This is a genomic window from Mycobacterium arosiense ATCC BAA-1401 = DSM 45069 (assembly GCF_002086125.1).
Taxonomy (GTDB): Bacteria; Actinomycetota; Actinomycetes; order Mycobacteriales; family Mycobacteriaceae; genus Mycobacterium; species Mycobacterium arosiense.
Genome location: NZ_MVHG01000034.1, coordinates 1 through 21,602, shown reverse-complemented (window position 1 = coordinate 21,602; position 21,602 = coordinate 1). Strand labels below are relative to the sequence as shown.

The following is a 21,602-nucleotide window of genomic DNA, read 5'->3' as shown; positions in this document are numbered from 1 at the left end:
ACGGCGCTCATCGCTGCGCCCCTGGTTGACGGAAGCTCAGTGCGGCGGCGACTTCGTCGGTCCCGGGCGAGGTGCGGCCCGCCAGGTCGGCCAGGCTCCATGCGACCCGCAACGTGCGGTCGAGGCCGCGGATGCTGAGCAGCCCCCGGTCCAGCGCCCGTTGCAGCGGCTCCATGGTGGCGTTGCTGGGGCGGAACTTCCGGCGCAGCAGCGTCCCGCTGACCTCGCCGTTGGTGCGAAACCCGTGCGGTTGCCAGCGCTGGGCGGCGGCCGCGCGGGCCTGCGCGACCCGGTGGCGCACCTGCGCCGTCGACTCGGCGTCTTTACCCGCGAACGCCCCGGCCTTCACCTGGTGCATCTCGACGCGCAGGTCCACCCGGTCCAGCAGCGGTCCCGAGAGCTTGCCCAGGTAGCGGCGCTTGGCCGCCGCCGCGCACATGCAGTCCTGCGGGTCGGCCGGCGCGCACGGACACAGGTTGGCGGCCAGCACCAGCTGGAACCGGGCCGGGTAACACGCCACGCCGTCGCGGCGGGCCAGGCGAATCTCGCCGTCCTCCAACGGCGTTCGCAGGGCCTCCAGCGCGCTGACCCGGATCTCGGCGCACTCGTCGAGAAACAGCACCCCACGATGGGCCCGACTGACCGCGCCCGGGCGCGCCATCCCGGATCCACCGCCGACCAGAGCGGCGACGCTGGAACTGTGATGGGGCGCCACGAACGGCGGCCTGGTGATCAAGGGTGTGTCGCCCGACAACAGCCCGGCCACCGAGTGAATCGCGGTCACTTCCAGCGACTCAGCCTCCGTCAACGGCGGCAGCAGCCCCGGCAGGCGTTGCGCCAGCATCGTTTTGCCGACCCCCGGCGGGCCGGTGAGCATCAGGTGGTGCGCCCCGGCGGCGGCCACCTCCACCGCGAACCGCGCCTGCGTCTGCCCGACCACGTCGACCAGATCCGCCTCGGGCCGGCCGTCGGTGGGTTTCGCGTCGATCCTGCCGTCCAGGGCGCCGGTGCCGCCGAGCCACTTGCGTAGCTGTCTAAGGGTGCGTACGCCCCACACGCCGATGCCGTCGACGAGGCTGGCCTCGGCGAGGTTGTCGACCGGAACCACCACGGCCGGCCAGCCGTCGCGCTTGGCGGCCAAAACCGCGGGCAGCACCCCGCGCACCGGCCGGACCCGGCCGTCCAGGGACAGCTCACCGAGCAGCACCGTCTTCTCCAGCCGGTCCCAGGGGTTTCTGCGCTGCGCCGATAGCACCGCGGCGGCCAGGGCGATGTCGTAGACCGACCCCATCTTGGGCAGCGTCGCCGGCGACAGCGCCAGGGTGAGCCGCGCCGCCGGCCAGTCGTTGCCGCAGTTGGTGACGGCTGCCCGGACCCGGTCGCGGGACTCCTGCAGGGCGGCGTCGGGCAATCCCACCAGGTGCACGCCCGGCAGCCCGGAGCTGATGTCGGCTTCGATCTCGACGATCTGTCCGTCCACGCCGCGCACCGCGACGGAGAACGCGCGTCCCAGCGCCATCAGCCGATCCCCCGCAGGTGGGTGATCTCGGGGGTGCGGCGGCGCCCGATCCGCACCCCGATCACGTCGATGCGGATCGCGGCCCAGCGCTGGTGCTGGCCGGCCAGCCACAGCCCGGCCAGCCTGCGCAACCGCCGCACCTTGCGCGGGGTGACGGCGTGCGCCAGCCCGCCATAGCCGTCGCCGGTGCGGGTCTTCACCTCGACGAAGACCACCGTCGAAGCGGCGTCGTCGCGGGCGATGATGTCGAGCTCGCCGTAGCGGCAGCGCCAATTGCGCTGCACTATCCGCAATCCCATCCGGGTCAGATGGTCCACGGCGAGCGCCTCACCCAGCGCCCCCAGCTGGATCCGGGTCATGGTCGTTTCGGTTGTCATGCCGGCGACGGTGCCCGGTGACCCCGACGGGAAGGGCCGTCGACGCCACCCGAGGCCACCCGCGACGCCCGGTTATCCCCAGTGCGGCGCCCATCCACAGCCGCAGGTGACCGCTCGCGGCGATCGCAAGCGCGGCGTAGCCGAGCGCAGCGGGTCGCCGCCATCGGCTTCGCGGCGATCGCAAGCGCGGCGTAGCCGAGCGCAGCGGGTCGCCGCCATCGGCTTCGCGGCGATCGCAAGCGCGGCGTAGCCGAGCGCAGCGGGTCGCCGCCATCGGCTTCGCGGCGATCGCAAGCGCGGCGTAGCCGAGCGCAGCGGGTCGCCGCCATCGGCTTCGCGGCGATCGCAAGCGCGGCGTAGCCGAGCGCAGCGGGTCGCCGCCATCGGCTTCGCGGCGATCGCAAGCGCGGCGTAGCCGAGCGCAGCGGGTCGCCGCCATCGGCCTAGGTGATCCGGTCCGCCCTGGTGTAGATGTTCATCGAGTCCTCCCGCAGGAACGCGACCAGCGTGACGCCGGACTCCTCGGCCAGCGAGACCGCCAGCGACGACGGCGCGGACACGGCCGCCAACACCGGAATCCCGGCCATGACGGCCTTCTGCGTCAGCTCGAACGACGCCCGCCCGCTGACCAGCAACACCGAGGCCTGCAGCGGTATCCGCCGGTGTTCGGTCGCCCAACCGATCACCTTGTCGACCGCGTTGTGCCGTCCGACGTCCTCCCGGACCACCAGCATCGAGCCGTCGGCGCCGAACAAAGCCGCGGCGTGCAGGCCCCCGGTGCTGTCGAAAACCTTTTGCGCGGAACGCAATTGACCTGGCATTGCCTTGAGGGTGGCCGCGGCCACGGTCACATGATCGGTGCCGGGCGAGAACCGGCTGTGCAACCGCACCGCATCCAGTGACGCCTTGCCGCACACCCCGCACGACGAGGTGGTGTAAAAGTTGCGGGTGACGTCGAGGACGGGCTTTTGCACCCCGGGGGCCAGCGTCATGTCCAGCACGTTGTAGGTGTTCGCGCCGTCGTCGTCGCGCCCGGCGCAGTAGCGGATGCTGTGCACGTCGTCGCGGCCCGCGATGACGCCTTCGGTGAGCAGAAAACCCTGGGCGAGCTCAAAGTCCGATCCCGGGGTGCGCATCGTCACGGTGACCGCCGCGCCGTCGACGCGGATCTCCAACGGCTCCTCGACGACCAGGGTTTCCGGTCGGGTGATCGCTTCGCCGGCGGTCAGATGCCTCACCCGCCGGCGCGACGTGACGTGTCCCACTAGGCGATTTCACCGTCGCCGGCGACATCGCGAGACGCGGCGAAACGCTCGAGCCCCATCGGATCAAACTACCTTGGCCGGCGGGCGGCCGCCGCAGGAGAACAGCGGCTCTCACGCCCCCGAGGCCAGCGCGTCCAGCGTCTGGGCCGAGGAGTGCAGCGGGCGCCAACCCAGTTGGGTCTTGGCCTTGGTGGTGTCCATGACCATCGACGTCCGCGCGGTGTGCAGCCATTCCAGCATGGAGGGCACCGGCACCCGCGAGATCGCCGCCGAGGCCGCCGTCGCGGCGACGGCGGGCACCCGCACCGGCCGGCCGCCCAGCGCCCTGGCCACGTCGGCCACCGTCACGACCCCGTCACCGGCGATGTTGTACACCCCCGGCGGCGCCGGGGCGGTGGCCGCCAGCGCGATCGCCGTCGCAACGTCATCGTGGTGGACCAGTTGCAGGGGGTAGCCCGGATCGGGCACCACGGGCTTGAGGGCCGGCACGGCCTTGACCACCGCGCGCACCGGGCCGGGCAGCTGGTTCCACGGCATGGCGTCGGCCAGCGCGGTGGCCTTGGGGCCCGCGACGATGCACGGCCGCAGGACGAACACCTCGAGCGACGAATCCTTGGTGATGTCGGCCAGCAGCGCCTCGCAGGCCGCCTTCTGCTCGGAGTAGTAATGCTCGGAGAACCCGCGGGCGGCCACGTCCTCGGTCAGCGGGGCGGGGTTGTCGGAATGGTAGCCGTACGCCGCCACCGACGAGGTGTACACCAGGCGCCGCGGCCGCTCGGCGGCCACCGTCGCCTCGAACAGATTGCGGGTGCCCTGCAGGTTCACCCTGGCGCTCTCGTCGCGCGATCCCATGATGATGAAGGCCAGGTGGATCACCACGTCGGCCTGCGCGACCAGGGCGTCGACGGCCTCACGGTCCAGGATGTCGCCCTGCTGATAGGTGGTCTTCAGCCAGCCGCGCGACGACGGGTTGAACGGCCGGCGAGCCATCCCGATGATCGCGTCGACGGCGGGCTCGCGTTCCAGCGCCGTCACCGCGGAGATACCGATCTCCCCGGTGGGTCCGGTCACCGCGACGGTCACTCCCATTCCCAACGTCCTTCCCTCCCGCCGGCGGGCCGAAACCCCGCGCGCGTGGTAGAACCATCTTTTCAACGTGTCGCGGCCCGTGAGCTGCCGGCGGGTTCGGCGGTCAGCGGTCACCGGCAGGATCCCCGATCGGCGCAACCGGACGAAACGGCGTGTAAGCCTGATACCGGCGGCGGTAATCTACGGCGATCAAACGGACAGCACCGCCGACACCGCAGGAATGAGGCATGACATGGCGGACCAATCGAAGACTGACGCGGACCCAACCGCGACGGGCGGAGAGAAGGCCGACCCGGCGACGGTGTTCGCCGCCCTCGCAGAGATCATCTATTCCGGCTCTGACGCCAATCAGATGTATGCGGCCATCTGCATCGCCGCCACGCTGACGGTCCGCGGGTGCGACCACGCCAGCCTGTTGGTGCGCGAGAACGACAAATACATCACCGTCGGCGCCAGCGACCCGCTCGCCAAGCACATCGACGACATCGAAAGGCGGGCCGGCGACGGCCCCTGCATCGATGCCATCGAGGAGGAGACGCCGCAGATCGACCCCGATCTGACGACCCCGTCGCTGTGGCCGCGACTGGCGAAAATCCTGGTCGCGGAGACCCCGGTGCGTGGCGCGATGGGGTTCCGCCTCCTGATCGACAAACGCAAGGGGGCGGCGCTCAATCTGTTCAGCGACACCCCGAACATGTTCGACGCCGAATCCGCCGGGCGGGCCGCGGTGCTGGCCGCATTCGCCAGTGTCGCGATCAACGCGGTCGCCAAGGGCGAGGACGCCGCCAGCCTGCGCCGCGGACTGCTCAGCAACCGCGAGATCGGCAAGGCCGTCGGGATGTTGATGATGCTGCACGACCTGAGCGAGGCCCAGGCGTTCGATCTGCTGCGTCGCCACTCCCAGGCGCTCAACATCAAGCTGACCGACGTCGCGCGTGAGGTCATCGAGCGGCGAGGCCAACTGCCCGCCCCCGGCGCGGGCGAGCCTCCCCCGAATACCTGACGGCGGCTATTCGGGCAGCCGCAGCTCGGGCTTTTCGACCTCTTCGATGTTGACGTCTTTGAAAGTGACCACCCGCACCTGCTTGACGAACCGCGCCGGCCGGTACATGTCCCACACCCAGGCGTCGGACAGTCGCAGCTCGAAGTAGACCTCGCCGTCGGCGTTGCGTGGCGTCATCTCCACGCTGTTGGCCAGGTAGAAGCGCCGTTCGGTCTCCACGACGTAGCTGAACTGGCCGACGATGTCCTTGTATTCGCGGTACAGCGAGAGCTCCATCTCGGTTTCATACTTTTCGAGATCTTCTGCACTCATCTGCTCAGACGTCCTTCTCCGAAGACAGTTTTCCCGGACATCCCCGCGCTAGCGGCCGTTCGCCGGGGTGGGAATCTCGGTCCCATCTTTCCTCACCGAGATCCGTCGCGCTGCAGCGGTGGGTCCGGTTTGCACTCGGCCACCACCCGACCGCCCGAGCCGTTGGCCACGCGCCGCACGTTGATGAACGAATAGCGATGCTCGGGGCACGGGCCCAGCCGCGCCAGCGCCGCGCTGTGCGCCGGCGTGCCGTAGCCCTTGTGCAGCGCGAAACCATAACCGGGGTGGTCGGCCTCCATGGCCACCATCAGCCGGTCCCGGCTGACCTTGGCCAGCACGCTGGCCGCCGCGATACACGCCGCGACGGCGTCACCGCCGATGACCGGCAGCGACGGCACGGCCAGGCCGGGCACCCGGAAGCCGTCGCTGAGCACGTAGCCGGGCCGCACCGACAGCCCGGCGACGGCACGGCGCATGCCTTCGATGTTGGCGACGTGCACGCCGCGCCGGTCCACCTCTGCCGGCGGGATGAACACCACGTGGTAGGCGAGCGCATAGCGGCGAATCAGCGGGAACAGCTTCTCCCGGGCGGCCTCGGTGAGTCTCTTGGAATCATCAAGGGCGGCAAGGCTTTCCAGTCGACCGGGGCCGAGCACGCAGGCCGCCACCACCAGCGGTCCGGCGCAGGCGCCGCGGCCGACCTCGTCGACGCCGGCGACCGGGCCCAGCCCGCTGCGGTACAGCGCCGATTCCAGGGTGCGTAACCCCGACGACTTACGGATCACCGTCCGCGGCGGCCACGTCGTGGCCATGGCTACCTATTCTGCTGCGGGTTCACCGATCCCACGCCACCCCACCGGGACGGCGGCCACACGATGAACCTGGCTTTCCCGATCACGTTGGACACCGGCACGGTTCCCGAGTTGGGGTCGCCGGTGCATAACACCCCCTTGAGGGCCTCGGCCGGCACGCTGGTGCAGTGGGCGCGCGAGTCAGCCGAGTGCGTCCGGTTGTCGCCCATCACCCACAGCCGTCCCGCCGGGACGTGAACCGGCCCGAACTCGCTGCCCAGGCATGGGTACACCGACGGGTCTGCGGCCATGGTGTTGCGATCCAGGTACGGCTCCTTGAGCGGCTTGCCGTCGACCGTCAACCCGGTCTCGGCCCGGCATTGCACCGTCTGGCCGCCGACCGCGATGACGCGCTTGACCAAGTCGTTCTCGTCCGGCGGCACGAAACCGATGAAGGACAGGGCGTTCTGCACCCAGCGCAGCACGGTGTTGTTGGACCGGATCGACTTGTAGCCGAGGTTCCACGGCGGCGGGCCCTTGAAGACGATGACGTCACCGGGGCGCGGGGCGCCGAACCGGTAGCTGACCTTGTCGACCATGATTCGGTCGCCGACGCAGCCCGTGCACCCGTGCAGCGTGGGCTCCATGGATTCCGACGGGATCAGGTAGGGCCGCGCCACGAAGGTCAACATGACGTAGTAGAGGACGACGGCGATCACCGCCAGGATCGCGAATTCGCGCAACGTCGAACGCTTGGAGTCCGCCTCGGGCGTGTCCGTCGCCGGCGCTCCGGCCGTCGTCGCGGCGTCATCGGGACGCATCTGAAGGTTGCGGGTAGAGACCTTCGGATCTGACTCGCCGGCGTGGGGCTCGGGCTTCGATGAATCCGCGGTATCGGTCACGGGATCAGCGTAGCCAGCGCGTGTTGTGGCCCGGTACACCGGCAAGCGATCCGCACCGGGGCGTGGGAGGACGAATCATCAGCGCCGCCAAGGCGTCCCGGCTCAGCGCTTCTCCTTGATCTTGGCCTTCTTGCCGCGCAGTTCCCGCAGGTAGTACAGCTTCGCGCGGCGGACGTCACCGCGGGTCACCACCTGGATGTGGTCGATGTTGGGCGAGTGCACCGGGAAGGTCCGCTCGACGCCGACGCCGTAGCTCTCCTTGCGGACGGTGAAGGTTTCACGGATGCCACCGCCCTGGCGACGGATCACCACGCCCTTGAACACCTGGATACGCTCCTTGGCGCCCTCGATGACCTTCACGTGCACGTTGATGGTGTCGCCCGGGCCGAAAACCGGGATATCGTCGCGCAGCGACGCCTGATCGACGAAGTCCAGCCGGTTCATGCGAGACACTTCCTTGAAGTCGCGGCCGGCGGCAGCTACCCACACGCAGGTGTGAGGCGGTCGCCACGCCGATGGTTTCGGGCTTTTCTGGCGTATCTCGCAGCGGGCGGGAAACGGCTCGACCGGCCGGCAACCACTGGAGACAACTGGTCAATTGTGCCAGACGGGGCGCGTGCCGCGAAAATCACAGCGAGCCGCCGGTTCGTAACGCGCCAAACGCGCTGGTAAATGGTACATATGACTGGGGTCAGGACGCGCCACCCGCACTGAAGCGTGATGGCCGGTGCGGGCGGCGCGACGGGTCCCGCCCTTGCACTGAGTTTGCAGTCACGCCGGAGGAAAACGAATGCGGGTACGTCCGCTGACACTGTTCACCGCCACCGCGGCGGTGACGTTGGTGGTTGCCGCCGGCTCCGAGGCGCTGGTCCAGGCGAAGGTGTACAGCCTCCCGGTCTCCGCCCCCGTTCGGGTCGTCTCCGCACCCCCCACGCCGGCTCCCCCGCAGTCCGCCGGCGTGCGGCTGGACGCGGCCGCCCCGTCGCAGCCACCGCAGGCGTTGCCGAACCCCGGATTTTCTCAGCTGCAGGCCCGCGTTCAGCAGGCCGCCGACGAGGCCGCCGGCACCGGCGCCGCCCTGTCGGTGGCCATCCTCGACCGCACCACCCACCAGATGATCGCCAACGGCAACAGCCAGATCATCGGCACCGCGTCGGTGGCGAAGCTGTTCATCGCCGACGATCTGCTGCTGCACGAATCCGAGGGCAAGGCGCCGCTGAGCGCCGACGACCGCCAGGCGCTGGACATCATGCTGCAGTCCTCCGACGACGGCGCGGCCGAGCGGTTCTGGGGTCAGGGCGGCGGGGCCGCCATCATCACCGAGGTGGCCGCCCGCTACGGCCTGGCCTCCACCACCCCGCCCAGCGACGGGCGCTGGTGGAACACTATGAGCTCGGTGACCGACCTGATCCGCTACTACGACATGCTGTTGGACGGCTCGGGTGGTCTACCGGCCGACGACGCCAAGATCATCGTCAACGACCTCGCCCAATCCACCCCCACCGGGCTGGACGGCTACCCGCAGCGATTCGGCATCCCGGACGGCCTGTACGCCGAGCCCGTCGCGGTCAAGCAGGGCTGGATGTGCTGCATCGGCAGCGACTGGATGCATTTGTCGACCGGCGTGATCGGGGCCGACCGCCGCTACATCATGGTGGTCCAGTCCCTGCAGCCCGCCGACGACGCCACCGCCCGCGACACCATCACCCGGGCGGTCAGGACGATATTCCCCGAGGGCCGCATCGAGGCGCCGCGGCAGGGGCTTTAACGAGCCGAGTGGTCGTCGGGCTCAGGCAGTTCGGGCTCAGGCGATTCAAGGTCGAGCAGTTCGGGGCGGCGTTCGCGGGTGCGCTGCAGCGAGATCTCGCGGCGCCAGGCGGCGACTCGCGCGTGGTCCCCCGACAGCAGCACCTCGGGGACGTCCAGGCCGCGCCAGCTCGGCGGCCGCGTGTAGCTGGGTCCCTCCAGGCGCCGGTCCAATGCCGGTGAGTGCGAATCCTCGCGGTGCGATGCGGGATTGCCCAGGACCCCGTCGAGCAGGCGCAGCACGGCCTCGATCATCACGACCGCCGCCGACTCGCCGCCGGGCAGCACGTAATCGCCGATCGAGACCTCTTCGACCCGCATGCGCCGCGCCGCGTCGTCGATGACCCGCTGGTCGATGCCCTCGTAGCGGCCGCACGCGAACACCAGGTGGGGCTCGGCGCGCCAGCGTGTGGCCGTCGCCTGCGTGAACAGGCGACCGGCCGGCGTCGGGACAACCAAAAGTGTTTCCTCGGAGGCGATTTCATCGAGTGCCGCGCCCCACACCGGGGCTTTCATCACCATCCCCGGGCCGCCGCCGTAGGGGGCGTCGTCGACCGAGCGGTGCACGTCATGCGTCCAGCGCCGCAGGTCATGCACCCGCAGATCGACCAGGCCGGAACGAATCGCCTTGCCCGGCAACGATTGTCGCAGCGGGTCCAGGAAGGCCGGAAAGATCGTGACGACGTCGATTCTCATATCTACAGGTCCAGCAGGCCTTCGGGCGGATCGATCTCCACGGTGCCGTCATCCAGCGATACCGAGGTGACGATCGCGGTCACGAACGGCACCAACACTTCCCGCTGCTCGTCGCCGGATTCGCGCCGCACGGCCAGCAGTTCGCCGGCCGCGGTGTGCAACACCTCGGCGACGACGCCGACCCGCTCGCCGGCGGTGGTGTGGACGCGCAGGCCCTCGAGCTGATGGTCGTAGTAGGTGTCCGCCTCGTCGATGTCGGGCAGGTCCTCGGAGTCGACCACGAACAGGGTGCCGCGCAGCGCGTCGGCGGCGTCGCGGTCGGTGACCCCGGCCAGCCGCACCAGCAGGCGCCCGCCATGCTCGCGCGCACTCTCGATGACGCAGCTGCGCTCCGCGCCACCGCGAGGAGGCTTGGCGCGCAACGTGTTACCCGGCGAAAACCGGGCGGCCGGATCATCGGTGCGGATTTCCACCACCAGCTCGCCACTGACGCCGTGGGCTTTCACCACGCGCCCGACGGTCAACTCCAACGGAGTTCCATGAGTTCTACTGGTCGGTGTCCACCACGTCGACGCGGATGCCGCGGCCGCCGATGCCGGCGACCAGCGTGCGCAATGCGGTCGCCGTGCGACCGCCGCGGCCGATCACCTTGCCCAAGTCGTCGGGATGGACGTGCACCTCGACCGTCCGCCCCCGGCGGCTGGTGACCATGTCCACCCGGACGTCGTCGGGGTTGTCGACAATCCCGCGAACCAGGTGCTCAACAGCGTCAACGACAACCGTACTCATCGCCGTGGTCAGCTTTCGGTGGTCGGCTCGGCCTGCTCGCCACCCCCGGCGGGCGCCTCGGCCTCAGCGGGGGTTTCTGTCGGCGCATCGGCCGCGGCCTGCGGCTCGCCGGCGGCCTTCGCCGCCTTCTTGGCCGGGGCCTTCTTCTTCGGCTTCGCGGCCTCGGTGGTCGGTCCGCCTTCGGCCTCGGCCAGGGCGGCGTTGAACAGCTCGAGCTTGCTGGGCTTGGCCGGGGCGGCCTTCAGGCGGCCCTCGGCGCCCGGCAGGCCCTTGAACTTCTGCCAGTCGCCGGTGATCTGCAGCAGCTTGCGGACGGGCTCGGTGGGCTGGGCGCCCACGGACAGCCAGTACTGGGCCCGCTCGGAATCGATCTCGATGAGGCTCGGGTCTTCCTTGGGGTGGTAACGGCCGATGACCTCGATGGAGCGGCCGTCGCGGCGGGTGCGGGCGTCGGCGACGGCGATGCGGTACTGGGGATTGCGGATCTTGCCAAGCCGGGTGAGCTTGATCTTCACAGCCATGGTTAAGCGATCTCTCCTGTGTGTGTCACGCTGCAATTCAGCGATCGGGGCGGGGTGCCCGGATCCGGTTTTGCCTCGCGTGTATGACCGGCCGGCGATGCGTAATCGCTCGGCGGACAGCCGCCCATTGTGCCAGAACGGAATGGTCAGCCGGAAATTGGCTACATCACTTTCTGGAACACCTTGGTCTCCACCCGCCGCGTCATCCGCCAGCCGTCGGGCGTGCGCACGAACTCGTCGTCGTACCAGAGCCCGCAGAACAGCACCTGGTCTCCCTTTGGTTGGGGGTCACCGCCCAGCACCATGGGGTTGAAGCAGATCACCCGCGACGAGGCCTTGTCCCCGTCGACCCGGACCGAGAAGTTGCCGAGCATATGCGCGTACACCGGGAAGTTGGGCAGCACCTCGGCCAGCCACTTCTTCACCTCCGGATAGTGGCCCTCGATGCCGCCGAGTGCCGTGTAGTCGATGTAGGCGTCAGGGGTGAACACCTTGTCCAGGTCGTCGAAGCGGCGGTTGTCGATGGCGGTGGAATAGTCCACCAACAGCTGCTGGATCTCCAGGCGGTCCGAGATCTCTTCCAGGCTCAACATGCATCGGACAGTACTGAAAATCCGCCCGGGACAGGGGCGGACGTTAGACTTTGCGGCCATGCGCAAGCTCACGGCCCTGAAGTTCAGGATGGCCGCTACCGTCCTCGCGCTCGGTACCTGCACCGCCACCGTCGCCGTGTCGACCGCGTGGGCCGACAACAGCCAACCTGTCGGTTCGCTGCCCATTCCGGACGGGCCGGCGCAAACCTGGATCATCGCCGACCTGGACAGCGGGCAGGTGCTGGCCGGCCGCGACCAGAACGTCCCCCACCCGCCGGCGAGCACCATCAAGACGCTGTTGGCCCAGGTGGTGCTGGACTCGGTGAGCCTGGACTCGACGGTCGTCGCCGACGTCGCCGACACCCAGGTGGAATGCAACTGCGTCGGCATCAAACCGGGCCGCACCTATACCGCGCGCCAACTCCTCGACGGCCTGTTGCTGGTCTCGGGTAACGACGCCGCCAACACGCTGGCCCACATGCTGGGCGGTCCGGACGTCACGGTGGCGAAGATGAACGCCAAGGCGGCCTCCCTGGGCGCTACCAACACGCACGCGTCGACACCGTCCGGGCTGGACGGGCCCGGAGGTTCGGGCGCCTCGACCGCGCATGACCTGGCGGCCATCTTCCGCGCCGCGATGGCCAACCCGGTGTTCGCGCAGATCACCGCCGAGCCGTCGGCGATGTTCCCCGGCGACAACGGCGATCACCTGATCACCAACCAGGACGAGCTGTTGCAGCGCTACCCCGGCGCGATCGGCGGCAAGACGGGGTTCACCAACGCCGCCCGCAAGACCTTCGTCGGGGCCGCCGCCCGCGGCGGCCGCCGGCTGGTGATCGCGATGATGTACGGGCTGATCAAAGAGGGCGGACCGACGTACTGGGATCAGGCGGCGACGTTGTTCGACTGGGGATTCGCGCAAAGCCCGCAGTCCAGCATCGGCTCGCTGTAGCTCACTGCACCGAGCCCGCGTCGGGCAGCCCCGCGGTCAGCAGCGCCATCAGCACCGGGATCCGCTGGGCGGAGATTTCCGGTTGCGGCACAACGCCTTCCACCACGGCGGCCCCGTCGAACACATTGGTCATCAACGCCACGAGCACCGGGAAGGTGTCCGCGGGGAAGCGTTCGGCGCCGGGCAGCGCGCGGGCGGCGTCGTGGATCTTCGCGGCGTACTGCCCCAGCTCTTGTTGCAAAGTCTCCTTGAGTTTTTCGTCCGTGCGCGCGGCGACCAGCAGCTCATAGATGACGGCGTTGGCCGGGCCGGCGGTGATGTCGCGCAAGATCCCCAGCGCCGCTTCCAGCGCCTGCCGGTCGGCCGGTATCTCCGCGACTTTCTTGGTGAACGACTCCAGCTGGCGGCGCAACACCTCGGACGCCGTCGCGGCCATGAAATCGCCCATGGTGTCGAAGTGCCGGAACAGGGCGCCCACCGACACCCCGGCCCGCTTGGTGATCACCGCGGCGGACGCCCGGGCGTAGCCGACTTCGATGATGGTGGCGATGCACGCGTCGATGAGCCGTCCGACGGTCTCCTCGCGGCGCTGCTGCTGAGTTCTGGCCATGTCAGGCGGTGACGCTCGGCGCGCTGCGTTCCCGACGAGCTCGCTCGCCCGCCCGCAGGTAGCGACCCGACCGCACGGATTGCCCGTAGCCGTCCCGGAATTCCTTGGTGTGGCTGCCGCCGAAGACGACCACGCCGCCCACCCCGGTGGCGACCACGGCGTCGTCGTTGCGGTTGACCATGCGCCGCAGGCCACCGTAGAACGGCACCGCTTCCTCGTGATAGCCGTCGACGGATTCGTCGAGCCCGGCCGGGTCGATCACCACGAAGTCCGCTCGGTCGCCCTGGCGCAGCGTGCCGGCGTCGATGCCGAACCACTCGCCCAGTTCGCCGGTGAGCCGGTGCACCGCGTGCTCGATCGACATGAACGGCGCGCCGGCCCGGTAGGCGTCCCGGGTGCGCTTGAGCATCCGCAGCCCGAAGTTGTAGAAAGCCATGTTGCGCAGGTGCGCCCCGGCATCCGAAAAGCCCATGTGCACACTGCCTTCGGTGGCCAGCGCGTCCAGCAGCCTGGGGCGATGGTTGGCGACGACGGTCGTCCATCGAACGTTGCGTTCACCGTTTTCGACCAGAACGTCCAAAAACGCGTCGAGGGGGTGCAGGTTGCGCTCGTCGGCTATCGCGCCAAAGCTTTTGCCGATCAACGACTTATCCGGACATTCGACGATGACGGCGTCGTGGAAGTCGCGGTGCCACAGCGACGGTCCGAGCTTGATGCGGTCGAACTCGCGACGGAATTTCCGGCGGTACTCCTTGTCCGCCAGTAACTTGTTGCGCTGCAACTGGTCCCGCAGGTGCAGGGCGGCCGTCCCGGCGCCGAACTCCTCGAAGACCGGCAGGTCGATGCCGTCAGAGTACAGCTCGAACGGCACCGGCAGGTGCTGGAATTTCACGCTGGCGCCCAGCAGCTTGTTCAGCAGCCGAGTCCCCGGGCCGAAGACGTAGACCGACAGCGGCATCGACTTGGCGTCGGCGGATACCAGCATGCTCATCCGGACGCCCTTGCCCCAGTTCAGTATCCGGCTGCTGGCCAAAAAGAAGAGCATCCCGGTTGACGGCTTCGCCACGTTGGGGGCGCTCTGCAGAATCCGGCCGCGCTTGCGTAGCACGTTGATCAGCCTGCGGCGCTCCCGCCACATCGCGAAGGTGGACGGCAAGGCGCGCGAGCGGAACCGTTCGCCGTCGAGTTTGTCGATGGGCGCGTCCATCCCGGACATGCCGAGCACACCGGCGTCGAGGGCCTCGTCCAGCAGGTCGGCCATCTTGTCCAGCTCGGCCTCGGTGGGCCGCACCGTGGCGTCGGTGGCTCGGTCCAGTCCGAGCACCGCGGTCCGCAGGTCCGAATGCCCAAGCAGCGAACCGACATTGGGTCCCAGCGGCAGGGCGTCGATCGCCTGGATGTACTCCGCGGCCGTCGACCAGGTGCGGTGGGAATCCAGCGCGCCCAGGACGTACTCGCGCGGCACCGCCTCCACCCTGCTGAACAGGTCGGCGGCGTCCTGGGAATCGGCGTAGACCGTCGACAATGAACAGTTGCCCAGCAGCACGGTGGTGACGCCGTGGCGCACCGACTCGCGCAGCCCGGGATCCAGCAGCACCTCGGCGTCGTAATGGGTGTGGACGTCGAGGAAGCCGGGCACCACCCATTTGCCGGCCGCGTCGATCACCTCGGGGCAACCGGCCTCTTCCAGCGGCTCGGTGGAGACCGAGGCCAGGACGCCGTCGCGGATACCGAGCGTGCGGGTCAGCGGCTCGCTACCGGTGCCGTCGAACCACAGTCCGCCGCGAATGATCACGTCGTAGACCATGGCGTCCTCCGTGTCGTCGATGCCGGAATGCTAACATAGATAGCGATCACTCGCAATCTTTTTTTGGGCGAAGCGAGGAACGTCCGGCGTCGTGGATCGGGCTGCTAGTCGGGGGGACGAAACACCTTGCCGCGCAACATGATCAGATCGGGTCTGTTCAGCACGCCGGGGCCCGAGCGCGGGTCTTGGGTGTAACACAGCAGGTCGGCCGAGGCGCCGTGGTCGAGCCCGGGCCGGCCGAGCCAGCGCCGCGCGTCCCAGCACGCCGCGCCCAGCGCCTCGGTGGGGGTCATCCCGATGCTCTTCAGCGCCTCGACCTCGTCGGCGATGCGCCCGGGCGCCACCATCGTGCCCGCATCGCTGCCGGCGTAGATCGGCACGCCCGCGTCACGGGCCGCGGCGATCCGGGACAGGCCACGGGCATGCAGGTCGCGCATGTGCGCGGCATAGGCCGGATACTTCGCCGCGGCCTCGGCGATCCCGGGAAAATTCTCCACGATGTTGACCAGCGTCGGGACCAGCACGGTGCCGCGGGCGACCATCAGCTCGATCGTGTCGTCGGTCAGGCCGGTGCCATGCTCGATGCAGTCGATGCCGGCGTTGATCAGCCCGGGCAGCGCCTCCTCACTGAAGACGTGCGCGGTGACCCGGGCGCCATGGGCGTGCGCGGTGTCGATGGCGGCCTTGAGGACGTCGTCGGACCACAGCGGCGCCAAATCGCCGACGCTGCGATCGATCCAGTCGCCTACCAGCTTGATCCAGCCGTCGCCGCGCTTGGCCTCCTCGGCGACCGCCGCCGGCAGCTGCCATTCGTCTTTTAGCTCGCGCGAGAAGCCCGCCGCATACCGCTTCGGCCTGGCCAGATGCTTACCGGCGCGGATGATGCGGGGCAGATCGTCGCGGTCGTCGAGGCTGCGGGTGTCGGTGGGCGAACCGCAGTCCCGCAACAGCAACGCGCCGACATCGCGTTCGATCTCGGCCTGGGCGATCGCGTCGTCGAGCGGGATCTCGCCGTGGTCCCCGAGGCCGACGTGGCAGTGGGCGTCGACCAGCCCGGGCACGATCCAGCCGCCGTCGAAGACGGTGTCGGCACCGGCGACCGGTTCGGCGCTGATGCGGCCGTCGACGATCCACAGGTCGATCTCGGTCTCGTCGGGCAGCCCCACACCCCGCACGCGCATGCGCACCGGGCGGCTACCTGCTTCTGGCCCAATGGTGACGACCCGCCTCGCCCGGCGCCGCCGCGCTCGCGATCGTCACCGCCCAATGGTGACGACCCGCCTCGCCCGGCGCCGCCGCGCTCGCGATCGTCGCGGCTTGCCCGGGAACTTCAGCTTGGACAGATCGAAGTCGGCCAGACCGGGCGGCAGCTCGTTGAGGCCCTCGGGCATCTGCGACAGGTCTGGGAACCCGGCCGGCATGCCTTGCATCAGTGGGTTGCGGCCCTTCGGCGGCGTCGGCCCGCGTCCGCCCTTCTTGCCCTTCTTGCCCGCCTTGCCCTTGGCTCCCTTAGACTTTCGGGTCGCCGACTTGCGGCCGATGCCGGGGATGCCCATGCCGCCGAGCATCGAGGACATCATCTTGCGGGCCTCGAAGAAGCGGTCGACCAGCTGGTTGACCTCGGACACCGTGACGCCCGACCCGTTGGCGATGCGCAGCCGGCGCGACGCGTTGATGATCTTCGGGTCGGCGCGCTCGGCCGGGGTCATGCCGCGGATGATGGCCTGCAGGCGGTCGAGCTGGCGATCGTCGACCTGGGCCAGCGCGTCCTTCATCTGCCCGGCGCCGGGCAGCATGCCCAGCAGGTTACCGATCGGGCCCATCTTGCGGATGGCCAGCATCTGTTCCAGGAAGTCCTCGAGCGTGAGCTCGCCGCTGCCGATCTTGACGGCGGCGGCCTCGGCCTGTTCGGCGTCGAAGACCTGCTCGGCCTGCTCAATCAGGCTCAGCACGTCGCCCATGCCCAGGATGCGGCTCGACATCCGGTCGGGGTGGAAGACGTCGAAGTCCTCCAGCTTCTCGCCGGTTGAGGCGAAAAGGATTGGGACGCCGGTGACCTCACGCACCGAGAGCGCGGCGCCACCGCGGGCGTCACCGTCGAGCTTGGTCAGCACCACGCCGGTGAAGCCGACGCCCTCACGGAACGCCTCGGCGGTGGTGACGGCGTCCTGACCAATCATCGCGTCCAGGACGAACAGCACCTCGTCGGGGTTGATGGCGTCGCGGATGGCCGCCGCCTGCGCCATCAGCTCGTCGTCGATGCCCAGCCGGCCGGCGGTGTCGACGATGACGACGTCGTGGTGCTTGGCCCGCGCCTCGGCCAGACCGGCGCCCGCGACCGCGACCGGGTCGCCCGGCCCGGACTCGGGCGACGCCCCCGGGTGCGGCGCGAAGACCGGTACCCCGGCCCGCTCACCGACGACCTGCAGCTGATTAACCGCGGCCGGGCGCTGCAGGTCGCACGCGACCAGCAGCGGGGTGTGTCCCTGCCCGCGCAGCCAGGCGGCCAGCTTGCCGGCCAGCGAGGTCTTACCGGAACCCTGCAGGCCGGCGAGCATCACCACGGTCGGTGGGGTCTTGGCGAACGCGAGTTGCCGGGTCTGTCCGCCCAGGATGCCGATGAGTTCTTCGTTGACGATCTTGACGACCTGCTGTGCCGGGTTGAGCGCACCGGAGACCTCGGCGCCCTTCGCGCGGTCCTTGATCCGGGTGACGAACGCGCGTACCACGGGCAGCGACACGTCGGCTTCCAGCAGCGCCAGCCGAATCTCGCGGGTAGTCGCCTCGATATCGGCGTCGGTCAATCGACCCTTGCCGCGTAGCCCCGCGAGGGCACCGGTCAACCGGTCGGACAGCGATTCAAACACCCCGCCAGCCTAGTGGTCTTGGCCAGCGGGGCTGGCCGGTGTCCCAGCCGGGCACGGCGACCCGGCGCCGCCGCCGACCGCGACACTGAAACTACGCACACGACACGCCGAGAATGATGTGCGTAATTTCAGTCTCGCGAGGACAGCGAGCGGGTTTGAATGGTCGAGTGCTCGAGGTGATCGGCAAAGGGTCCTGCAGCGACGCGCATCCGGTGCCGCTGCTCTTCGTGCACGGCGGCTGGCATGGCGCCTGGTGCTGGGAGCATTTCCTGGACTACTTCGCCGACGCCGGCTACCGCGCGGTCGCGATGAGCCTGCGCGGGCACGGCGCCAGCCCCACCCCCAAGCCGTTGCCGAAGGTGTCCATCGCCGACTACATCGACGACGTCCGCTCGGTGGCCGACGACCTAAGCGGCGCGCCCATCCTGATCGGTCATTCGCTGGGTGGGTTCGTGGTCCAGCGCTACCTCGAGGATCGACGCGCCCCGGCCGCGGTGCTGGTGGGCTCGGTGCCGCCACAGGGCGTGCTGACGTTGGCGTTGCGGGTGTGGCGCCGCCGGCCGTCGATGACGATGGAATCGTGGAGCGATCCCACGCTGCTGAAATTCCTCGCCACCCCGGCGCTGGCCCGCGAGTACCTGTTCTGCCCGGACACCCCCGAGGAGGTCGTCGAAGCCTGCCGGCAACGCGCGGGCGCCGAGAGCGTCCGCGCCGCCATGACCGACCCGATCCTCCGCCGCGTCAGAACCAAGCGGGTGACCACGCCGATTTTGGTTCTGGGCGCCGAGCACGACGGCTTCGTCAGCGTTCGCGAGGTACGCAACACGGCGCGCGCCTACCGAACCGAGCCGGAATTCTTTTCCATGGGCCACAACATGATGCTCGAGCCGGGCTGGGCCGACGTTGCCGCACGCATCCATGAGTGGCTGCAGACCCAAACGGTGAGCCGGACACGATAGCCGGTCGAGTCATTACTGCGCCGAAAAGCGTTGGCGTGCTAGATTTCACAGCCGCGACTCAACCGAGTCAGCCGCGTCGACGAGTAACGGAACGGGGGGCCTGTGTCGGTGCCGCTCAGCAGCATCCCGGCGCGGGCCGACAGCGATCCCGGCGACGCCAGCGGCACCGGCGTGCTGCGCGGCTGGCAGCGCAGGGCGCTGGTGCGCTACCTCGCCGGCCAACCGCGCGACTTTCTGGCGGTCGCCACCCCGGGGTCGGGCAAAACGACGTTCGCCCTGCGGGTGGCGGCCGAACTGCTCGGCCAGCGCGCCGTCGAGCACGTCACCGTCGTGGTGCCCACCGAGCACCTGAAGGTCCAGTGGGCGCAGGCCGCGCAGCGTTACGGCATCGCCCTGGATCCGAAGTTCTCCAACAGCGACGCGCGGATCGCGCCGGAATTTCACGGCGTGATGGTCACCTACGCCCAGGTCGCCGCGCACCCGACGTTGCACCGGGTGCGCACCGAGCAGCGCAGGACCCTGGTCATCTTCGACGAGATCCACCATGGGGGCGACGCCAAGGCGTGGGGCGAAGCCATCCGCGAGGCCTTCGGCGACGCCACCCGCCGGCTCGCCCTGACCGGGACGCCGTTTCGTAGCGACGACAGCCCCATCCCGTTCGTGACCTACGAGGCCGGGCCCGACGGGATACGGCGGTCGCGGGCCGATCACACCTACGGCTACACGGACGCTTTGGCCGATGGCGTGGTGCGGCCGGTGGTGTTCCTCGCCTACTCCGGGGAGGCGCGGTGGCGCGACAGCGCCGGTGAGGAGCACGCGGCCCGCCTGGGCGAGCCGCTGTCCGCCGAACAGACCGCGCGCGCGTGGCGCACGGCGCTCGACCCCGCCGGCGAATGGATGCCCGCGGTGATCACCGCCGCGGATCTGCGGTTGCGCCAACTGCGTACGCACGTGCCCGACGCCGGCGGCATGATCATCGCCTCGGATCAGACCGCGGCCCGCGCCTACGCCGCCCTGCTGACCAAGCTCACCGGCGAGGCGCCGACGCTGGTGCTCTCCGACGACCCCGGCTCGTCGGCGCGCATCAGCGAATTCGCCGCGAGCACCAGCCGCTGGCTCGTCGCGGTGCGCATGGTCTCCGAGGGCGTCGACGTGCCGCGGCTGTCGGTCGGGATCTACGCCACCAGCGCCTCGACGCCACTGTTCTTCGCCCAGGCGATCGGTCGGTTCGTCCGGTCGCGCCGCCCGGGCGAGATCGCCAGCATCTTCGTGCCGTCGGTGCCCAACCTGCTGCAGCTGGCCAGCGAGCTGGAGGCCCAGCGCAACCACGTGCTCGGTGAGCCGCACCGGCCGTCCGAGGGCGACCCGCTCGACGGCCACCCCGCCACCAAGACGCAGGACGAGAAGACCGACCCGGACAAGGGATTCACCTCGCTGGGCGCCGACGCGGAGCTCGATCAGCTGATCTTCGACGGATCATCGTTCGGCACCGCCGCCCCGGCCGGCAGCGACGAGGAGGCCGACTACCTCGGCATCCCCGGGCTGCTCGACGCCGAGCAGATGCGGGCGCTGCTGCACCAGCGCCAGGACGAACAGCTGCAGAAGCGGGCCCGCTTGCAAAAGGAGGCCGGATCGCCGGCGGCCGTCGAAGCGCCGCCGGCCACGGTGCACGGCCAGCTCCGGGAGCTGCGCCGCGAGCTCAACACCCTGGTCTCGATCGCCCACCACCGAACGGGCAAGCCGCACGGCTGGATTCACAACGAACTGCGGCGCCGCTGCGGTGGCCCCCCGATCGCCGCGGCGAGCCGCGAACAGCTGCGGGCCCGCATCGCTGCCGTGCGCCAGCTAAACGCCGAGCACTCGTGACCGCCGGTGCCTAGTGTTCTCGGCGTGGACGCTTACACCAGCCCGGAGTTCTCCCGCAGTGCCCTGCTCACCATCGACCTACAGCGCGACTGGGTCACCGAGATCGCCGGCACCGCCGAAGTGCTACCCGCGGTGCGGCGGCTGACAACGGCGTTTCGTGACAGCGGGCGGCCGATCGTGCACGTCGTGCGCTTGTACCTTCCAGATGGCAGCAACGCCGACCTGTGTCGACGAAACGTGCGAGGCAAGGCCGTTCCGCACTCGCCGGGTTCCCAACTCGCCGACGGACTCGCGCCCGGTTGTGAACTGAACCCAGGCATCCTGCTTGCCGGAGACGCGCAACAGATCGGGCCTGACGAGCACATCCTCTACAAGCCGCGGTGGAGCGCCTTCTACGGGACCCGGCTGCTTGAACACCTCGGCGACAGGGGCGTGACCACGGTGGTCGTCGCGGGCTGCAACTACCCGAACTGCCCGCGCTCCACCCTCGTCGACGCCACCGAACGCGACCTTCGGACCGTCGCCGTATTCGACGCGATCTCGGGCTGGACCACCGACGCGGACCGGGAGATGCCCGGCATGGGCATCGTCTGCCGTTCCACCGCTGCGGTGATCGCCGCGCTTGCGTCGACAGCCACGGCCTCACACAGCTAGGGCGTGTCTGGCAAAGATTTTGGATGTTGTGCCCGAGGCTTGAGTCATGTCGCGGTTTCAGTTGCTCACCGATGCTCAGTGGTCGTTGATTGAAGATTTGCTTCCGACTCGGACAGGCAAGCGGGGCAGGCCCTTTCAGGATGCCCGCTCGATGGTCGAGGGCATTATTTATCGGTACCGGTGTGGGATCGCCTGGCGAGACGTGCCCGGGGCGTTCGGGCCGT

22 protein-coding genes and 2 pseudogenes are annotated in these 21,602 nt (G+C 69.4%); 7 read left to right on the top strand and 17 right to left on the bottom strand.

What is annotated here, in order from left to right; all coding sequences use genetic code 11:
- Positions 1-7 precede the first annotated feature (7 nt).
- The 4 genes from BST14_RS14895 to BST14_RS14875 all read right to left on the bottom strand — a co-directional run bounded on the left by BST14_RS14895 (position 8) and on the right by BST14_RS14875 (position 4,250).
- A complete protein-coding gene (locus BST14_RS14895; RefSeq protein WP_083065120.1) occupies positions 8-1,519 on the bottom strand; it encodes a YifB family Mg chelatase-like AAA ATPase in 1,512 nt (503 codons plus the stop codon).
- Positions 1,519-1,896 (bottom strand): YraN family protein, encoded by a 378-nt coding sequence (locus BST14_RS14890; protein WP_083065119.1) that lies wholly within the window; start codon positions 1,894-1,896, stop codon positions 1,519-1,521. Before BST14_RS14890 ends, BST14_RS14895 begins: the two co-directional genes overlap by 1 nt.
- 443 nt (positions 1,897-2,339) lie before the next feature.
- Positions 2,340-3,161, bottom strand: coding sequence for a formate dehydrogenase accessory sulfurtransferase FdhD (gene fdhD / locus BST14_RS14880; RefSeq protein WP_083065117.1), 822 nt, complete (start codon positions 3,159-3,161; stop codon positions 2,340-2,342).
- Between the two features lie 111 nt (positions 3,162-3,272).
- Positions 3,273-4,250 carry an NAD-dependent epimerase/dehydratase family protein gene (locus BST14_RS14875; protein ID WP_083065116.1) on the bottom strand — a complete coding sequence of 326 codons (978 nt, stop codon included), beginning with the start codon at positions 4,248-4,250 and terminating at the stop codon, positions 3,273-3,275.
- 232 nt (positions 4,251-4,482) lie between these two features.
- Here BST14_RS14875 and BST14_RS14870 point away from each other — a divergent pair, with 232 nt between their 5' ends.
- On the top strand, positions 4,483-5,253 hold the full coding sequence (locus BST14_RS14870; protein ID WP_083065147.1) for a GAF and ANTAR domain-containing protein: 771 nt from the start codon (positions 4,483-4,485) through the stop codon (positions 5,251-5,253).
- A 6-nt stretch (positions 5,254-5,259) separates the two neighbouring features.
- Here the strand turns inward: BST14_RS14870 and BST14_RS14865 are convergent, their stop codons facing one another.
- The 4 genes and pseudogenes from BST14_RS14865 to rplS all read right to left on the bottom strand — a co-directional run bounded on the left by BST14_RS14865 (position 5,260) and on the right by rplS (position 7,702).
- The gene (locus BST14_RS14865) at positions 5,260-5,565 is read right to left on the bottom strand and encodes a DUF2469 domain-containing protein (RefSeq protein ID WP_003875077.1); all 306 of its coding nucleotides are present in this window, start codon (positions 5,563-5,565) and stop codon (positions 5,260-5,262) included.
- A 4-nt stretch (positions 5,566-5,569) separates the two neighbouring features.
- A pseudogene (locus BST14_RS14860) lies at positions 5,570-6,377 on the bottom strand (ribonuclease HII).
- A 2-nt stretch (positions 6,378-6,379) separates the two neighbouring features.
- The gene (lepB, locus tag BST14_RS14855) at positions 6,380-7,258 is read right to left on the bottom strand and encodes a signal peptidase I (RefSeq protein WP_083065146.1); all 879 of its coding nucleotides are present in this window, start codon (positions 7,256-7,258) and stop codon (positions 6,380-6,382) included.
- A gap of 102 nt (positions 7,259-7,360) precedes the next feature.
- Positions 7,361-7,702, bottom strand: coding sequence for a 50S ribosomal protein L19 (rplS, locus tag BST14_RS14850; protein WP_064877853.1), 342 nt, complete (start codon positions 7,700-7,702; stop codon positions 7,361-7,363).
- Positions 7,703-8,048: 346 nt separating this feature from the next.
- Between rplS and BST14_RS14845 the strand changes: the two genes are divergently transcribed.
- Positions 8,049-9,026 (top strand): serine hydrolase, encoded by a 978-nt coding sequence (locus BST14_RS14845; protein ID WP_083065114.1) that lies wholly within the window; start codon positions 8,049-8,051, stop codon positions 9,024-9,026.
- Here the strand turns inward: BST14_RS14845 and trmD are convergent.
- From trmD to BST14_RS14820, 5 genes are all read right to left on the bottom strand, one after another.
- Positions 9,023-9,760 (bottom strand): tRNA (guanosine(37)-N1)-methyltransferase TrmD, encoded by a 738-nt coding sequence (trmD, locus tag BST14_RS14840; RefSeq protein WP_083065113.1) that lies wholly within the window; start codon positions 9,758-9,760, stop codon positions 9,023-9,025. The two genes, BST14_RS14845 and trmD, sit on opposite strands and share 4 nt — an antisense overlap.
- A 2-nt stretch (positions 9,761-9,762) precedes the next feature.
- Positions 9,763-10,290 carry a ribosome maturation factor RimM gene (rimM, locus tag BST14_RS14835; RefSeq protein WP_083065112.1) on the bottom strand — a complete coding sequence of 176 codons (528 nt, stop codon included), beginning with the start codon at positions 10,288-10,290 and terminating at the stop codon, positions 9,763-9,765.
- 16 nt (positions 10,291-10,306) lie between these two features.
- On the bottom strand, positions 10,307-10,549 hold the full coding sequence (locus tag BST14_RS14830) for an RNA-binding protein (protein WP_003878715.1): 243 nt from the start codon (positions 10,547-10,549) through the stop codon (positions 10,307-10,309).
- Positions 10,550-10,557: 8 nt separating this feature from the next.
- Complete coding sequence (gene rpsP, locus BST14_RS14825) at positions 10,558-11,070, bottom strand: 30S ribosomal protein S16 (RefSeq protein WP_083065111.1); 513 nt, start codon at positions 11,068-11,070, stop codon at positions 10,558-10,560.
- A gap of 161 nt (positions 11,071-11,231) precedes the next feature.
- Complete coding sequence (locus BST14_RS14820) at positions 11,232-11,663, bottom strand: nuclear transport factor 2 family protein (protein ID WP_083065110.1); 432 nt, start codon at positions 11,661-11,663, stop codon at positions 11,232-11,234.
- Positions 11,664-11,721: 58 nt separating this feature from the next.
- On the opposite strand from BST14_RS14820, the gene BST14_RS14815 reads away from it, so the two are divergent.
- A complete protein-coding gene (locus BST14_RS14815) occupies positions 11,722-12,615 on the top strand; it encodes a D-alanyl-D-alanine carboxypeptidase family protein (RefSeq protein ID WP_083065109.1) in 894 nt (297 codons plus the stop codon).
- 1 nt (position 12,616) lies between these two features.
- On the opposite strand, the gene BST14_RS14810 is transcribed toward BST14_RS14815, so the two are convergent.
- From BST14_RS14810 to ffh, 4 genes and pseudogenes are all read right to left on the bottom strand, one after another.
- Positions 12,617-13,225: a TetR/AcrR family transcriptional regulator gene (locus tag BST14_RS14810; protein ID WP_083065108.1), complete on the bottom strand. Its 609-nt coding sequence runs from the start codon at positions 13,223-13,225 to the stop codon at positions 12,617-12,619.
- 1 nt (position 13,226) lies between these two features.
- A pseudogene (locus BST14_RS14805) lies at positions 13,227-15,069 on the bottom strand (N-acyl-D-amino-acid deacylase family protein).
- A 67-nt stretch (positions 15,070-15,136) separates the two neighbouring features.
- On the bottom strand, positions 15,137-16,213 hold the full coding sequence (locus BST14_RS14800) for a metal-dependent hydrolase family protein (protein WP_142279413.1): 1,077 nt from the start codon (positions 16,211-16,213) through the stop codon (positions 15,137-15,139).
- 75 nt (positions 16,214-16,288) lie between these two features.
- On the bottom strand, positions 16,289-17,899 hold the full coding sequence (gene ffh / locus BST14_RS14795; RefSeq protein ID WP_083065105.1) for a signal recognition particle protein: 1,611 nt from the start codon (positions 17,897-17,899) through the stop codon (positions 16,289-16,291).
- 167 nt (positions 17,900-18,066) lie between these two features.
- Between ffh and BST14_RS14790 the strand changes: the two genes are divergently transcribed.
- The 4 genes from BST14_RS14790 to BST14_RS31700 all read left to right on the top strand — a co-directional run.
- Positions 18,067-18,858, top strand: a complete 792-nt coding sequence (locus BST14_RS14790; RefSeq protein WP_083065104.1) for an alpha/beta hydrolase — start codon at positions 18,067-18,069, stop codon at positions 18,856-18,858.
- Positions 18,859-18,960: 102 nt separating this feature from the next.
- Positions 18,961-20,724, top strand: coding sequence for a DEAD/DEAH box helicase (locus BST14_RS14785; RefSeq protein ID WP_083065103.1), 1,764 nt, complete (start codon positions 18,961-18,963; stop codon positions 20,722-20,724).
- Positions 20,725-20,748: 24 nt separating this feature from the next.
- A complete protein-coding gene (locus tag BST14_RS14780) occupies positions 20,749-21,378 on the top strand; it encodes a cysteine hydrolase family protein (RefSeq protein ID WP_083065102.1) in 630 nt (209 codons plus the stop codon).
- A gap of 46 nt (positions 21,379-21,424) precedes the next feature.
- Positions 21,425-21,602 (top strand): transposase (locus BST14_RS31700; protein WP_142279208.1); only part of this gene is annotated, 178 nt, incomplete at its 3' end.